Here is a 15,342-nt window from a genome sequence, read left to right on the forward strand (position 1 = left end):
GCCCAGCCGCCACCCGCTGAACTCCACCGTCCCGCGCCCCCCATCACCCCCGTTCGTCGCGCTCATGAAGAAGCCCACGTCCTGCGCAGCCGCCGCCCCCGGCACCGGCACCGTCGCCACCGTCCGCCACGTCGCGCCCTCGTCCGTCGAGCACGAGCCCGTGCAGGTGGTGCCCGTGCGGGAGAGCCTGAGCAGCACGGGCGCCGAGATGCCCGTGATGCGCTTGTACGTGTCCAGCGTGCCGTCGCCGTTCGTGTCGTACGAGAGCACGACCCCGTTGGCGGGAGTCACCGCCAGGTCCACGAACCCCGACGACAGCGGCTTCGCCAGCGAGTTGCGGGCGATCAGACCCGCCCGGGCCCACGGCCCCGTCACCGCCTGCTTGTCGACCCGCACCGTCACCGACACGCCGTCCCCCAGCGCCCCCTCCCGATACAGCGCCCCGAACTCGGCCGTGCCCTTCCACAGATCGGCGCCACCCCCGTCGATCGCGTACCGCCCCTCCAACTGCCCGAACACCGCCGCATTGTTCGTGTACGACCGCCACGCGTCGTCCACCGGCCCGGCCTCGAACAGCACACCCTCATGAACGGAGCGGACCCGCCGCTCACCCGAGGGCCCGTACCGCACAGCGATTTCGTACGGAAGCGGTCGCAACGGCCGGTCCAAGGGGGAGGCGGGAGCCGAGGCCCGCCACGTCACCTCCCCCGTCCCCGCGGGCGCCACCCGCGGCAGGGACACCGGCCCCGTCGGCTCTGCCTCGATCCCGGTCAACGCGAAGTCGACCCGCCCCGTGGCACGCAGCCCGTTGACGTTGCGGAAGGAGGCCGTCAGGCGGGCGTGGCCCGCGGGCGGGACGGCGGGCGGGTCCGCGGTGACCTCCAGGGTGCCCTGGTAGGGCGCACGGGCCAGGACGTCCCGGACCCGGGAGGCGATCCGATGGGGCGTACCGGCGGGCGGCCGCAGCGGATAGTCCTTGCGCTCCCGCGTCCACTTCTCCTCGAACGCGAACCAGTCCACGGCCTTCGGCGTCCGCCCGGCCGCCAGCGCGTCGGCCAGCTCGTCGAGCCACTTCTGCCACCGGGGGACGTACAAGTCGCCCGTCAGGCCGTGCCATTCGCGGTTTCCGTAGTCGTGCAGCCGCCCCGCGTCGGCCGTGGCGCGCTCGCCCCACACGGTGATCAGTACCTTGGCGGTCCGCTCGAACTCGGCTCGTTCCGTCTCGCTCGTCCCCATGCGGCGGGCCGCCTCGATCCAGGGGCCGAGGAGGAACGCCGAGTGGGTGCCCGTCACGTCGTCCGAGAGCCGCATCAGGCGCAGCCACAGCGCGGCCAGCGTGCCGAAGGTCTGCCGGTCCTTGCGTTCGTACGCGGCCCGCAGCTGCGGCAGGAGCTGACGGCTGCGGTGGGCGAGGGCCTGCCGGGCGACGTCGACCAGGTCGTGGCGGTAGGCGGCGCTGCCCCGCAGCGTCCCGGCCACGCCGAGGAGCCCGGTGAGCGCGGCGTCGAACCGCCCGGGATCGTAGGTGAGCGCACGCGGCGCGTACTCCGCGGCGCGCGCCGCCGCGAGGTCGGGGCGCGCGGCGAAGAGCGAGTCGTGCGCGTCGCTGCGTTCGACGGCGGTGTGCTGGTAGGCGGTGTCGTTGAGGGCCCGCCAGGCGGCGCGCGCGTCACGGTCGCGCCCGCCGTACCGGAAGTCGGCGTAGGAGGAGAACCAGGCGGGCCGGTCCACCGGCTCCCTCGTCCAGGCCAGCTCGGAGAAGAGCTCGAAGGCGGCGGGGTCGCGGTCGGTGGCCTCCGGCATGAACGCGGTGCCGGTCAGCGCGCTGCCCGCCTTGTCGCGCCAGGCGAAGAACCGCTCGTTCCAGAGGTGGGTGCGGGCCCCGATCGTCGTGCGCCCGCCGAAGTTGGGGATGGTCCCGAAGGCGTACGGGGTGCCGCCCCAGTCCTTCTCCCGGTCCGGCGCCTTCGCGTACCGGTCGGAGACGCCGTCGACGATCAGCATCCGCTTCTTGTCGACGGCGTCGAGCAGCGCGGGCAACGGGTTGGCCTCCCAGCCGAGGATCACCCAGGTGGCGCCGGGCCGCGCCTTCTGCAGGGCGGCCTCCACGCCGCGGGCGGCCGCGGGCACGGGCACGTCGCCCGCGGTGCCGCCCTCGTGCAGCAGGTCCATCTTGAAGAGGTCGGCGGGGCCGAAGAGCTGTTCCTGGTGGCGGTAGAAGGAGGCGGCGACCTCGGCGAACGCCGAGGTGCGGGGATCGAGCCAGTCGGGCCGCTCGAACCCGTGCCAGACGCCCTGCGGGACGACGCGCGCGTCGCCGCCGTTGCGCTCGACGAACCCGTCGGGCACATGGCCGTAGTAGCCGGGGAAGGCGGGCGCGATACCGAGCTCACGCAGCCGCCGCACGATGCGCTGCCCCAAGGCGACCCGATCGTCGATCAGCCGGTCGGAGAGCGGTCCGCCATACCCGGAGAGGTTCTGCAGCAGCCACCAGGGCTGGTGCGAGGGGGCGGGCAGCCAGGCCCTGGCCTCCGCGTCGGAGTAGCCGAACTCCGTCAGCACCCGCCGGTACACCGCTTCGGCGCCCGCGATCACCAGCACCTCGTTGCACCCGTGCAGGGCGAGGACGTCGATCATCCGCTCCCAGTACGTCCAGTCGGCGTACGGCGCGGTGTACCCGTCGTTGGTGTCGTTCAGGGCGAACCGGTGGGGGAGCGAGGTGGACCGCTCCAGCGGCCGGGCCGGTGCGGGCAGCCTGCGCGGCAGGTCCAACTGGCTGCCGTTCCAGGTGATGTGGGCCCCGCAGACGTACTTCAGATACCAGTGGACGCCGGTGAGCAGCACGGCCGGCGTCGTGCCGGACACCTCGATCCGGCCGGTGCTGCCGGTGACCCTGAAGCGGTCCTCGCGGCCGCGCGCGGGGAGGAGTCTGAGCCGGAACTGTTCCGCGTGATGCGGCAGGAGTCTGTTGAGCGCGGAGCGCGCGGAATCCGTATCGAAGGCGGGGCCCGCGGCGGGCCCGGTGGGTCCGGCGGGCCCGTCGGCGGCGTGGGCCGACAGCGGTACGCCGCCGACGGCTGCGCCGAGGCCGAGGGCCCCCGCGGTGCCGAGCACGGTGCGTCGGGACGGTTCGGACATGTGTACCCCCTGGGGTGACGGCTGCGGCGCACGGTATCCGCGCGGCCGACCCTCCTCAACGGTGCATACGAGACAGGCGAGTTCGGCTCGTCGGAAGAGGCTTGGTGGGACGGTGAAGACGGTGCGGGCAGCGCGGAGCGCGCTTTCGGGCATGGCTGTGGGAGCCCTGATGATGGTCATGGGATGCGGCTCGGGGGGTGACGACACACCACGCACGGCGAGCGGCAGCCTTGAGCAGCTGGCGGCCGAGGCGGGCTGCCGGCCGGACGTCCAGACGGACGCGGCCGAACTGCGCCAGGCCACCTGTGAGAACGGTGCCCGGCGCTACGTGCTCGTAACCTTTACAAACGCCCGTGGCCAGGCCGAATGGCTCGACGAGGCGAACGACTACGGGGGTACGTACCTCGTCGGCAAAAGCAGCTGGGTGGCGGTCGGCGGCGCCGCCGACATCGCGGCGCTGCACGACCGCCTCGGCGGAACCGTGGTGGCCGCCGCCGAGGGGAGGCACGGCGGCGGCCACCACGGCCATCACTAGGGCTGTTTCGGCCGGGCGGCGCCGTCAGGTGCAGCGCTGCCCGGAGTTGACGCACTTCGCGACGCGCCGCATCAGCCGCTCGTCGAAGACGTTGATGAAGTCGCCGTGGTCGGTGACGGGCTTGTGCAGCTGCTCGGGGAACGAGTCGACGGCGAAGCCGGGGCCCGGCGGCACGTCGTACACGATGCGCTGCACCAGCTGGGGGACGGCCCGGAAGCCGCGCGGGCAGGCACCGCTCCGCGGGTCCGCGAAGGCGACATGGGTGCGGTGGTTGGCGCTGTCGGTGTTCTGGCCGTCCCAGCAGCTCTGGAAGTTGAACGTCCGGACGACCTTGCTGCCCTCGGGGCAGATCGGATACTTGTCCTTCAGCTGCCGGTTCTCGAATCCGGTGCAGCTCCACGACGCGTTGGCGTTGGCGTCGCCGTTCGTGAACGCCTTGGCGTCACCCGTGATGATGCGCAGGAAGCGCGGCATCGCGACGACCTTGCTCACCGGGTTTCCGGCGAACTTCAGCGACACGGAAGCCGGTGTCTGGATCTCGCCGACGTTCTGGTCCTTGCCGCCGCCGTCGGCCTGGGCGTCGTCCTCGTCCTGTCCGTTCTGCAGCCGCAGGACGGGCCAGTAGTACGTCGACCTGTCGCCCTGGTTGCGGCAGCTGGTCCGCCCGTTCGCGAGGTCGTCGTCGCTGGAGAAGGCGTCCGTCGCCTGGTTTCCCACGTAGTCGTGCATGTGGTGGGCGCCATTGCTCACGCCGGGCGCGACGATGACGTTGTCCGGATTGAACTTCCCGTTCTCGTTGCGCCCGCACTTCGTGGTGAAGGTGCCGCGTGAGGCGTTGCGGCCGTTGCGGGGGCGGTTGACGTTGGGCCGGACGGACTGGATCTCGACGAAGTCACCGGCCTCGGGCCCGTTGCCGGACCGCCCCTGCTCATTGCCCTGCCCTTGGTCATCGGCCTGCTCTTGGCCATCGCCCTGCTCTTGGTCATCGGCCTGCTCTTGGTCATCGGCGCGCAGCGTGCAGGGCGCCATGCTGTCGAGTCCCTCGGGCCTGGCACCCGCCTGGTCCAGGGTGTCCGCGATGCCGTCGAGGGTGTCCCGGCGCTTTCCTTCAAGCGGCTGGAGGAGGGACTCCTTGTCCCGCGTCCGCTCGAACTGCCCGTACGCCTGAGTGATCTGGCCGTCCAGGTCGGCGAGCTGCCGGTCCACGTCGCCGCGCGCGGCATCCGGCACCTCGGGCAACTGATTGCCGACGTCCGGACAGCTGATGGTCGACACCTGTTGTCCGGCGCTCTGCGGGGGAGGCTGCTGATCCGTGCCTTCTTCGGCGTTGGCGTAGACGTTCACGGCGATCAGGCCGCCGCCGCCCATGATTACCGCCGCGGACGCGGCGACCATGCGCCGCGCCAGCCTTGATCGTTTTCGTGAGGTACGTCCCATGGGGCTACATACGCATCAGTGAACCGATGCGTTCAGATGCCCCCGTACGTCTCTAGCGGCCCTGGTCCAGATAGGCGAGGACCGCGAGGACCCGGCGGTTGTCGTCGTCGGAGACCGCCAGATCCAGCTTTCCGAAGATGTTGGACGTGTGCTTCGCGATGGCCCGCTCGGTGACGACGAGCTGCGCCGCGATGGCCGCGTTCGACCGGCCTTGCGCCATGAGTTCGAGCACCTCGCGCTCGCGCGGCGTGAGCGCGCCGAGCGGCTCGTCGGCGGCGGACCGCCGGGATAGGAGCTGCTGGATGACCTGCGGGTCCATCGCGGTGCCGCCGGCCGCGACCCGGCGCACGGCGTCGATGAACTGCGCGGCGTCGAAGACCCGGTCCTTGAGGAGATAGCCGACGCCGCCGTTCCCGTCGGCGAGGAGCTCGCGCGCGTACAGCTGCTCCACGTGCTGCGAGAGGACCAGGACCGGCAGGCCGGGCCGGGTCCGCCGGGCGGCGAGCGCGCACTGCAGGCCCTCGTCCGTGTGGGACGGCGGCAGCCGGACGTCGACCACGGCGACGTCCGGCTCCAACTCCGCGAGGGCCTTGGTCAGTTCGGGCCCGCTCTCCACGGCCGCCGCGATCTCGAAGTCGAACGCCTCCAGCATCCGCACCAGGCCGTCGCGCAGCAGGAAGAGGTCTTCGGCTAGGACAACACGCAAGGGATCTCCATGGTCACCATGGTCGGGCCGCCCGCGGGACTGCTGACGGCCAGTACGCCGTCGAATGTACCGAGTCGGCGTTCGATGCCGCTCAGCCCGGAGCCCGCACCGGTGACCGCTCCGCCCTTGCCGTTGTCGGTGACGGCGATGCGCAGCATGCCGTCGGCGTGGTGCATGTCCACCCAGATGCGGTCGGCGCCCGAGTGCTTGACCGCGTTGGTCAGGGACTCGCTCACCGCGAAGTACGCGGCCGACTCGACCGGCGCCTCGGCCCGTCCCGGCAGCTCCACGTCGACCTCGGTGGTCATCGGCAGGCGCAGCGCGAGGGCCTTCACGGCGTCGCCGAGACCGCGCTCGGCGAGGACCGGCGGATGGATGCCCCGGACCAGGTCGCGCAGCTCGGTCAGCGCCTCGCCGGAGTTCTGCCGGGCCTTGCCGATCAGCTCCTTGGCCTTCGCGGGATCGGTCTCGATCATCGCCTCGATGGTGCCGAGATCCATGCCCATGGCGACCAGCCGGGCCTGCGCGCCGTCGTGCAGATCGCGCTCGATGCGGCGCAGCTCGGCGGCCGAGTTGTCGACGGCGTCGTGCCGGGTCTCGGTCAGCCGGTCCACCCGTTGCGCCAGCTCGCGCTCGCGCATGCGCGCGGTGGGGAAGAGGCAGGCACGGGCGAGAAGGAAGTGGCCGCGTACGAGGGAGGGGTTGACGAAGAGGGCGAGGGCGAAGAAGCCCATGCCGAGCAGCGCCGCCTGATTGGCGGTGGACTGCGAGGTGACGTGGATGAAGGCGAACCACTCGCCGCCGCCCGCGTCGTGGATGGGTTCCCACACGCCGAGGGCGAGCACCCAGCCGTACACCATGTAGAGCATGAGGGCGGGGGCGAAGACCGCGACGATCGGCGCCGCGGTCATGTTGACCAGCAGCCACTGCAGGTCGCGCCAGGTCGCCGGGTCCTTCAGCATCAGCGAGCAGCGCTCCACCTGCCCGGTGACGCCGGTGCGCAGGTCGGCGGGGAAGGGGCGGTAGGCGGCCGGGACGGTCACGCCGGACCACGCGCCGGCCAGGCCGCGGTAGGCGTTGGCGTACTTGCGCAGGCCCGTGAGGACCACAGGTGTGGTGAAGACGCCGATGCCCACCAGGATCAACGCGATCGAGACGACGGAGAACACGAAGAGGACGATCGAACCCACCAGCGCGAAGATCGTGAGGTAGAGGCCGCGCACCCCCGCGACCACCGCGTCCCTGAGCCTCTTCATGGTCATCAATCCCTCTCGTCAAACCGTGGGCCGGGCGCGTTCGGTGCGTCCGGCACCGTCACATTTTCGCCGGTGCGGAGGGGGCGGGTCATGGGGTCCCCCACCCGGGCGGGGGTGTACCTGAGGACACCCTCCGTCCTCGCCCTGTGCTTCGGCGGGAGGGGGCTTCGGCGGCTGGGGCGCGAGCCCCGCGATTTCTAGCGTGAGTCACGTCTTATCCGACGCATACTCACGCAGACTTGATGGGGGCGAAGCGCCATGAGGCGGAACCTCGCGGCACGACTCGGTGTGTGGAGCGCACACCACCGGAAGGCGGCCATCTTCGGCTGGCTGGTCTTCGTGGTCCTGGCCACGGTCATCGGCGGGGCCACCGGCACGGTCACCGCCTCCGACGAAGAGATGGGGGTCGGCGACTCGGGCCGGGCCGCCGAGATCCTGAAGGACGCGGACATCGACGAGCCCGCCGGCGAGCTCGTCATGGTCACCGCACGCACCGCCGACGGATGGCGGGACGCGGCCGACGACCTCGCGAAGGCCCTGACCGCGACCGGCGACGTCCGCGGCCTCAAGGCGCCGCTGCCCTCCGAGGACGGGAAGCACGCGCTGCTGCGCTTCGAGATCAAGGGCCCGTCGGACGAGGCGGCCGACCGCGTCCAGCCGGTGCTCGATGCCGTGGCGAAGGCCCAGGAGGACGGCGCGGCCGGGGGGATCTCCATCCACCAGTTCGGCGACGCGAGCTCCGAGAAGGAGCTGTCCGACCTGCTCGCCGACGACTTGAAGAAGGCCGAGTTCACCGCGGTGCCGCTCGCGCTCGGCATCCTCCTGATCGCCTTCGGGGCCGTGGTCGCCGCGCTGCTCCCGGTGGGGCTCGCGCTCACCGCGTGCGTGGCGGCGTTCGGGCTGCTCTCCCTGGCCAGCCACCAGTTGCACCTGTTCGAGACGACGTACTCCGTGATGTTCCTGATGGGCCTCGCGGTCGGCGTCGACTACTGCCTCTTCTACCTGCGCCGCGAACGGGACGAGCGTGCGGCGGGATGGGACGCGGAGACGGCCCTGCGGATCGCGGCGGCCACCAGCGGTCGCGCCGTCCTGGTCTCCGGCCTGACCGTGATGGTCGCGATGGCGGGCATGTTCCTGTCCGGGCTGCTGCTCTTCAAGGGCTTCGCCGTCGCCACGATCCTCGTGGTGTGCGTGGCGATGCTCGGCTCGGTCACCGTCCTGCCCGCGCTGCTCGCCGGGCTCGGAGACCGGATCGACGCGGGCCGCATCCCCTTCCTGAACCGCCGCGCCAAGAAGGGCGCGGCCAAGAAGGGAGCGCACGCCGGCGGTGGCATGGCGGGCAAGATCCTGCGGCCCGTCCTCGCCCGCCCCAAGTTCTTCGCCGTCGGCGCGGCCGTCCTGCTGCTCGCCCTCGCCGCGCCCGCGCTCGGCATGAAGACCGAACAGCTCGGCCTGGAGAAGCAGTTCGGCTCCGACGCGCCGCTGTCCGTCGCGTACGAGAAGATCACCGAGGAGTTCCCTGGCGGGCCCGCCCCGGCCCGCGTGGTCGTCAAGGCCGACGACATCGGCGCGCAGCCCGTGCGGGCCGCACTCGACTCGCTGACGCGCAAGGCCGGTGAAGGCGCCGAGCTCACCGTCCACAAGGCGGCGGGCGTCGCCGAGATCGCGGTCCCGCTGCCGGGCGACGGCACCGACGCCGAGGCGAAGAAGGCCCTGCACGAACTGCGGGACGACACGGTTCCCGCGGCCTTCGACGGCATGGACGTCCAGGCGTACGTGGGCGGGGACCTGGCCTCCTCCGAGGACTTCGGCGATCAGCTGGGCAAGGGCATCGTGCCGGTCTTCGCCTTCATCACCGCGGTGACGTTCCTCCTGATGCTCCTCAGCTTCCGCTCGACGGTGATCGCGGTGACGTCGATCGCGCTCAACCTGCTGTCGGTGGGCGCCGCCTACGGCGTCATGACCGCCGTCTTCCAGCACGGCTGGGGCGCGGAGCTGATCGGCTCGGAGAAGGTCGGCGCGATCGAGAACTGGATGCCGCTGTTCGTCCTCGTCGTCCTCTTCGGCCTCTCCATGGACTACCACGTGTTCGTGGTCTCCCGGATCCGCGAGTCCCGCGACCGGGGCATGGACAACCGCTCGGCGATCCGCGAGGGCATCACGCGCACGGCGGGCGCCGTCACGGGCGCGGCCGTGATCATGGTGGCGGTCTTCGCGGTGTTCGGCACGCTGTCCATGCAGGACATGCAGCAGATGGGCGTGGGCCTGGGCGTGGCGGTCCTGTTGGACGCGACGCTGGTCCGCATGATCCTGCTGCCGTCCCTGATGACCCTCCTGGGCGAGCGCAACTGGCACACGCCGCGGTACCTGCGGTGGCTGCCGAGGATCTCCCACGAGGAGGAGGGCCCCGCCGCCCCGCCGCAGGGCAGGCCGTACAACACCCCGGTGCCCAGCGGGCGTTGACGGCACACCCTCGTACGCACCCATCCGTACAGTGACGTGGCCCCGGCGCGCGGTCAGCGCCGGGGCCACGTCGTGCCGTGCGTGTCACCTCACAGGCCGAGCGCCTTGGCCTCCTTCTCGGGGGCGAGCCCGACGACCGGCCGGTCCGGGCGCTGAGGCGCCGTGCCGCCGATGGACCGCAGCCACTCCCACGTGTCGCGCACCGTCTCGGCGGCGGGCCGGGTCCTGAGCCCCGTCGCGATCGCCTTCTCCGACGACGTCCGGTGCATCGTGTCGTGCAGCTCGCCCGGAGCCAGCCACACCGGCAGCTCCATCCACTGCTCGATGCCCGCGTCGAGCACCGCCTGCGGCTCGGTCCAGCGCAGCGTCGCGGTCGACTCCGTCACCTCGGCGCAGGCGTCGAGGAGTTCGCCCATCGTGATCCGCCCCATGGGGCTGACCAGGTTGTACGGGCCGTGCAGCCCGGCGGCGGCCGCGTCCAGGACCCATTCGGCGAGGTCCCGCACGTCGACGTACTGGATGTCGAGGTCCCGGGGCCCGGGGGCCAGCACGGTCCCGCCGCGCTCCATCCGGTTCAGCCACCACGGCAGCCGCCCGATGTTCTCCCACGGCCCGAGGATCAGCCCGGCCCGCGCGAGCAGCGTCCGCTCGGCCCCGAACCCGGCTATCGCGGCGAGCTCCCCGCCCCGCTTGTCCTCCGCGTACGCCGACGCGTCCGCGTCCGGATCGCCGTCCACCACGGGGAAGTTCTCGTCGGAGCCGGCCTCGCCCGGGTAGCGGTACACGGAGGCGCTGGAGACGTACACGTACCGCCCGGCGCGCCCGGCGAGCAGCCGGGCCGAATCCCGCACCACCCGCGGCGCGGCCGACCAGGTGTCGACGACCACGTCCCACTCGCCGTCGGCGAGCCCGTCGAGGCCGCCCTCGGCGGTGCGGTCGCCGTGGACGGCACGTGTCCCGGCGGGCGCCGCGTGGTGACCGCGGTGGAAGACGGTCACCTCCCAGCCCCGGGCGAGCGCCGCCTCGGTGACCGCACGTCCCACGAACTCGGTCCCACCCAGCATCAGAAGTCTCATGCCGGTGACTCTGCCCCGACGACCCGCGCCCTGTGAACCGGATTCTGCTCGGGGCAGAGCCGGGAACCGCTGGTCAGCGGGGAGTCGGCGGCGCGTACTTGTAGCCGACCCGGCGCACGGTCTGGATCGTCCTGCGGTGCTCGGCGCCCAGCTTGCGGCGCAGCCGCGCGATGTGGACGTCGACGGTGCGGCCGTCGCCCACGTGTCCGTACCCCCACACCGTGGTCACCAACTGGTCGCGGGTGTGCACCCGGTGGGGGTGCGCGACGAGGTGGGCGAGGAGTTCGAACTCCAGGTACGTGAGGTCGAGGACGCGCCCGTCGACCTCGGCGGCGCGCTGCACGGTGTCGATCCTGATCGGTCCCTGGGCGGGCGCGGGCGGCGCCTCGGGCAGTACGGAGTCGGCGGCCGCGGTCACGGGGTCCTGGCCGGCCGGTACGAGGACGAGGTAGCCGACCATCGGCGGCTGTCCCGGCAGGGTCGGCAGGGTGTGCTGCGGCGCGGGCAGCCAGGTGGCGCCCGGCGGCAGGAAGTCGGTGATGTGCACCACCTCGTCGGGATCGACGGCCCGCAGGCGGCCCCGGCCCGTGAGCGGGGCAGAGGCGAGGGCGGTGGGGGCGGAGGCGGTGAAGGAACGGGAATTCGCCATGGTGAGGTCAGCTCTTTCGCGCGAAGAAGGAGTCGTCGAGAACGAGACGTACGTCGTGCGCGTCAGGCGAAGGCCGGGTGAACGGCTTTAGAGGGCCCGCGCGTTCGTCGCGCGGCAACACACCCGGTCGAAGTCGTGATGCTGACGGGAGGGCCAGAAAGGCTCGAGGTCATGACGACCCGTCGCGGTGTTCTGGTGGCTGCCCATGGCTCCATTGAATCAGATGAAGTCAGGGTCGCCCACCGTAATCGGCGGGCGACCCTTCGGTGACGGGTGGGGATCAGACCTGTCCGGCCTTCTCCAGCGCGGTGCAGCACGTGTCGACGAGCAGCCGCGTCACGACGTACGGGTCGACGTTCGCGTTCGGGCGGCGGTCCTCGATGTAGCCCTTCTGCTCGACCTCGACCTGCCACGGGATGCGGACCGAGGCGCCGCGGTCGGAGACGCCGTACTTGTACTCGTCCCAGGGCGCGGTCTCGTGGAGACCGGTGAGGCGGTCGTCGATGCCCGCGCCGTAGTTCTTGACGTGGTCCATCGGCTTCGAGCCCTCGCCGAGGGACTCGCAGGCGGTGATGATCGGGGCGTAGCCCTCGCGCATCGCCTTGGTGGAGAAGTTGGTGTGCGCGCCCGCGCCGTTCCAGTCGCCCTTGACCGGCTTGGGGTCGAGGGTCGCGGAGACCTTGAAGTCCTCGGCGGTGCGGTAGAGCAGCCAGCGGGCGACCCACAGCTGGTCGGAGACCTCCAGCGGGGCGAGCGGCCCGACCTGGAACTCCCACTGGCCGGGCATGACCTCGGCGTTGATGCCGGAGATGCCGAGGCCGGCCTTCAGACAGTTCTCCAGGTGCGCCTCGACGACGTCACGGCCGAAGATCTCGTCCGAGCCCACGCCGCAGTAGTAGCCGCCCTGTGCGGCGGGGAAGCCGCCGACGGGGAAGCCGAGCGGGCGGTCGCCCTCGAAGAACGTGTACTCCTGCTCGATGCCGAAGATGGGCTCCTGCGCGGCGAAGCGGCCCGCGACCTCGGCCAGTTCGGCGCGGGTGTTGGACTCGTGCGGCGTCATGTCCGTGTTGAGGACCTCGCACAGGACGAGGACGTCCGCGCCGCCGCGGATCGGGTCCGGGCAGGTGAAGACCGGCTTGAGCACGCGGTCCGAGGCGTGGCCCTTGGCCTGGTTCGTGCTGGATCCGTCGAAGCCCCAGAGCGGCAGCTCGGCGCCCTTCGCGTCGTCCGCAAGGATCTTCGTCTTGGAACGGAGCTTGGCGGTCGGCGCGGTGCCGTCGATCCAGATGTACTCAGCCTTGAAGGTCACGGGGCCTCATCCTCATAACGCTCGGTACGGCGCAGAACGTGCGGGTGCTGCGGTGCCGTGGTGATGAGCAGAAGAGTGGCAACCGGCGATTTCCCGACCGTTGCTCGTATGTGAACCCCGTGTTACCTGGGGCGAGTGTGGCTCACCTCACGACAAGTGTCGCGCGGGGGGTCATTTGATGACCGCGTTGGCGGCCGCTATCGCCAGTCCGATCGCCGCGTCGGCGCCGCCGATCAGCACGGCCGAGCGCCGTCGGTAGCCGACGCGCACCGCGGCCACCGTGCCCCAGGCGAAGAGGAGCGCGGCGTTCAGGAGCAGCCCGCCGTAGGTGACGCGGATCTCCGGCCAGTCGAGGGCGCCGGCCAGGATCAGCAGCAGCACGGTCGGCCAGCAGGCGATGATCACCGGCCACTCGTCGACGAGCGCCCAGGCCAGCTGCCGCCAGCGGTGGGTGCCCCGGCCCGGCCGGTGCGTCGACATGTGGTGCGCGTAGCCGTGCGCGAGGGCGGCCGTGCCCGCGGTCACCATGACCCAGGCCGCGTCGTAGTAGGGCGTGTAGGCGTCGCCCTGCGACTGCAGCGCCGCGAGCAGCGCGCTCGCGAGGACCGTTCCGTATACACCCCCGAACATCCAGCTCCGCACGGCGCCTCCTCTCCGCGTGCCGGATCCTGCGTCCGGTCGACGGCGTGTGGAGCACCCCACGCTAGGCAGGCATATGTAACGGTTTGCCGGACTTCGGCCATCGGTCGACGGTCGACTGCGCGCTGCCCGGCCGGTGTCCTCAGCGCGACAGCGCGTCCCGCACCGCCTCCTCCGTGCGCGCCACGACCGCCGTGCCGTCGTCCGCCGTGATGATCGGGCGCTGGATCAGCTTGGGGTGGTCGGCGAGTGCCTTGATCCAGCGGTCGCGGCCCGAGGCGTCGCGGGGCCAGGCCTCGCGGTCCTTGAGGTCCAGGTCCCTGGCGGCCTGCTCCTGGGTCCTCGTGATGTCCCAGGGTTCGAGGCCGAGGCGGTCGAGGACGGTGCGGATCTCGTCCTCGGTGGGGACGTCGTCGAGGTAGCGGCGCACGGTGTAGTCGGCGCCCTCCGCGTCGAGCAGCGTCAGTGCGCCGCGGCACTTCGAACAGGCGGGGTTGATCCAGATCTCCATGCCCACACGCTACCTGCGAACCACCCGTCCCAGGCCGCGCGGCAGTCTTCTGTTCGATTACCTCAAAGGCCTTCTGGCCAGCGGCGATTGTCAGTGCCTGGCAGTAGAATCACAGTAGTGTTCGAGGGCGCCCGACGGGGGGTCCTGACCGCGACAGGAGGATGCCAGTGCCCGCTGCCGCACTCACATCGAAGCGTGTGTCCAAGACCGTTCCGAAGCCCGTCCTGATCGACCTGCCGTACGTACCGCTGCGCAAGAAGGCGCTGCCCGCCGGGCGTCCGCGCGAGTGGTACATCAACCACAACCGCCGCCTGAAGGCCATGCGGCTGGCCATAGCGCTGCTCGACTCGGGCGTCTATCTCCCCGACCAGGCGAAGAACAGCACGATACGGAGCATGGCGGAGGAGGTCGGAATCCATCCGCCGTCCGACATCACCTGCCACATGGTGCGGGCGCTGATGCGGTACAGCCGGTGAGCGTTCGCTGAGCGGCGGATGAGCGGCCGATGAGCAAGTGCGGGGCCCCTGGAGGGATTCGGCCTCCTTGGGCCCCGTTTCGCGCGAGCCTGGGCGTTCATCTGTGCGATGGGACATGCTGTGCCCCATGACCCAGCAGGAACCCGTCGGCGAACTACCGCTCCTGACCACCGCCGAACTCCCGGACGGCACCCGCCTTCCCGTGCGTGCGCTATGCGCCCCCGCACCCGAACGCTTCCTGCCGTCCGGCTCGGGACCGGCGCCGGGGCCGCCCCCGGCCCCCGCGGTGCTCGTCCTGCCCGCGATGGGTGTCCCCGCCCGCTTCTACCGCCGCTTCGCGCACCAACTCCACGCCGAGGGCCTGACGGTGCTCACCGTCGACCTGCGCGGCCAGGGCGAGGCGACCCCGTCCACCACGGGACGCGGAGCGCCGGGGCACGGGTACCGCGCGATCGTCGAGGAGGACCTGCCCGCGGTCGTGGCGGCGATCCGTGACGCGCTCGGCAGCGAACCGCCGCTGCACCTGCTCGGCCACAGCCTGGGCGGCCAGCTCGGCCTGGTGCACGCCGCGCTGTCGAGGCGCTCGAGCCGCTCCGGTGGCTCGGGCGGCTCCCGCGGATCCGGAGTCGACGGGGTGGCCGTCGTCGCCACCGGCTCGGTCTGGTTCCGCGCGTACGGACCGCTGCGCGGACCCGGCCTGCTCTTCCTGCAGCTGCTGATCGCGGGCACGGCGACCGTGTTCGGCCGCTGGCCGGGCACCCGGCTCGGATTCGGCGGCAACCAGCCCAAGGGCGTCATGCGCGACTGGGCGCGGCAGGTGCGGACCGGCCGCTACAGCGGAAAGGGCTCCGCGCTCGACTACGAAAGGGCGCTCGCCGCCCTGGACCTGCCGGTGCTCGCGGTCTCCGTCGAGCACGACTCCTTCGCCCCCGCCGCCGCCCTGGACCACCTGCTCGGCAAGGTTCCCGGGGCCCGTCTCACCCGCTGCCACTACACGGCGCAGGAGGCCGGTGGCCGGCTCGACCACTTCGCGTGGACCCGGGCGGGTGGCACGCTGGCCAAGTGGGTGGCGGCGTGGGCGGCCGACGAGGAACTGCCGGGCGGGACCGCCATCGGGCGCTGACCCCGCCCCGGCCCCGCCCCCGAC

13 protein-coding genes are annotated in these 15,342 nt (G+C 71.7%); 4 read left to right on the forward strand and 9 right to left on the reverse strand.

The features are described 5' to 3' along the window. The coding region (locus AOK03_RS22990; RefSeq protein ID WP_055567223.1) for an alpha-N-acetylglucosaminidase at nucleotides 1–3,138 on the reverse strand (3,138 nt) is incomplete at its 3' end. Nucleotides 3,139–3,289: 151 nt separating this feature from the next. Here AOK03_RS22990 and AOK03_RS22995 point away from each other — a divergent pair. After that, nucleotides 3,290–3,673 carry a hypothetical protein gene (locus AOK03_RS22995; protein ID WP_055567224.1) on the forward strand — a complete coding sequence of 128 codons (384 nt, stop codon included), beginning with the start codon at nucleotides 3,290–3,292 and terminating at the stop codon, nucleotides 3,671–3,673. 24 nt (nucleotides 3,674–3,697) lie between these two features. Here AOK03_RS22995 and AOK03_RS23000 read toward each other — a convergent pair whose 3' ends face one another. The 3 genes from AOK03_RS23000 to AOK03_RS23010 form a co-directional block, all read right to left on the reverse strand. Further along, a complete protein-coding gene (locus tag AOK03_RS23000; RefSeq protein ID WP_425264400.1) occupies nucleotides 3,698–5,068 on the reverse strand; it encodes a DUF1996 domain-containing protein in 1,371 nt (456 codons plus the stop codon). A gap of 94 nt (nucleotides 5,069–5,162) precedes the next feature. Then, nucleotides 5,163–5,816 (reverse strand): LuxR C-terminal-related transcriptional regulator, encoded by a 654-nt coding sequence (locus tag AOK03_RS23005; RefSeq protein ID WP_055567226.1) that lies wholly within the window; start codon nucleotides 5,814–5,816, stop codon nucleotides 5,163–5,165. Beyond that, on the reverse strand, nucleotides 5,801–7,078 hold the full coding sequence (locus AOK03_RS23010) for a sensor histidine kinase (protein ID WP_055567227.1): 1,278 nt from the start codon (nucleotides 7,076–7,078) through the stop codon (nucleotides 5,801–5,803). The genes AOK03_RS23005 and AOK03_RS23010 overlap by 16 nt, the downstream gene beginning before the upstream one ends. Before the next feature lie 252 nt (nucleotides 7,079–7,330). On the opposite strand from AOK03_RS23010, the gene AOK03_RS23015 reads away from it, so the two are divergent. Then, nucleotides 7,331–9,535 carry an MMPL family transporter gene (locus tag AOK03_RS23015; RefSeq protein ID WP_208609581.1) on the forward strand — a complete coding sequence of 735 codons (2,205 nt, stop codon included), beginning with the start codon at nucleotides 7,331–7,333 and terminating at the stop codon, nucleotides 9,533–9,535. An 89-nt stretch (nucleotides 9,536–9,624) separates the two neighbouring features. Here the strand turns inward: AOK03_RS23015 and AOK03_RS23020 are convergent, their stop codons facing one another. From AOK03_RS23020 to AOK03_RS23040, 5 genes are all read right to left on the reverse strand, one after another. Continuing rightward, nucleotides 9,625–10,611 carry an NAD-dependent epimerase/dehydratase family protein gene (locus tag AOK03_RS23020; protein ID WP_079074902.1) on the reverse strand — a complete coding sequence of 329 codons (987 nt, stop codon included), beginning with the start codon at nucleotides 10,609–10,611 and terminating at the stop codon, nucleotides 9,625–9,627. Nucleotides 10,612–10,684: 73 nt separating this feature from the next. After that, nucleotides 10,685–11,260, reverse strand: a complete 576-nt coding sequence (locus AOK03_RS23025; protein ID WP_055567230.1) for a winged helix-turn-helix domain-containing protein — start codon at nucleotides 11,258–11,260, stop codon at nucleotides 10,685–10,687. 280 nt (nucleotides 11,261–11,540) lie between these two features. Then, nucleotides 11,541–12,569, reverse strand: a complete 1,029-nt coding sequence (gene glnII, locus AOK03_RS23030) for a glutamine synthetase (protein WP_055567231.1) — start codon at nucleotides 12,567–12,569, stop codon at nucleotides 11,541–11,543. A 171-nt stretch (nucleotides 12,570–12,740) separates the two neighbouring features. Continuing rightward, the gene (locus AOK03_RS23035) at nucleotides 12,741–13,211 is read right to left on the reverse strand and encodes a hypothetical protein (RefSeq protein ID WP_055567232.1); all 471 of its coding nucleotides are present in this window, start codon (nucleotides 13,209–13,211) and stop codon (nucleotides 12,741–12,743) included. Between the two features lie 139 nt (nucleotides 13,212–13,350). Next, nucleotides 13,351–13,719 carry an ArsC/Spx/MgsR family protein gene (locus AOK03_RS23040; protein WP_055567233.1) on the reverse strand — a complete coding sequence of 123 codons (369 nt, stop codon included), beginning with the start codon at nucleotides 13,717–13,719 and terminating at the stop codon, nucleotides 13,351–13,353. Nucleotides 13,720–13,886: 167 nt separating this feature from the next. Between AOK03_RS23040 and AOK03_RS23045 the strand changes: the two genes are divergently transcribed. Together AOK03_RS23045 and AOK03_RS23050 are read left to right on the forward strand one after the other, a co-directional pair. Beyond that, nucleotides 13,887–14,195 carry a hypothetical protein gene (locus AOK03_RS23045; RefSeq protein ID WP_055567234.1) on the forward strand — a complete coding sequence of 103 codons (309 nt, stop codon included), beginning with the start codon at nucleotides 13,887–13,889 and terminating at the stop codon, nucleotides 14,193–14,195. Nucleotides 14,196–14,322: 127 nt separating this feature from the next. Continuing rightward, on the forward strand, nucleotides 14,323–15,318 hold the full coding sequence (locus tag AOK03_RS23050) for an alpha/beta hydrolase family protein (protein ID WP_055567235.1): 996 nt from the start codon (nucleotides 14,323–14,325) through the stop codon (nucleotides 15,316–15,318). Nucleotides 15,319–15,342 lie beyond the last annotated feature (24 nt).

The sequence above is a fragment of the Streptomyces atriruber genome, assembly GCF_001418325.1.
GTDB classification, from domain to species: Bacteria; Actinomycetota; Actinomycetes; order Streptomycetales; family Streptomycetaceae; genus Streptomyces; species Streptomyces atriruber.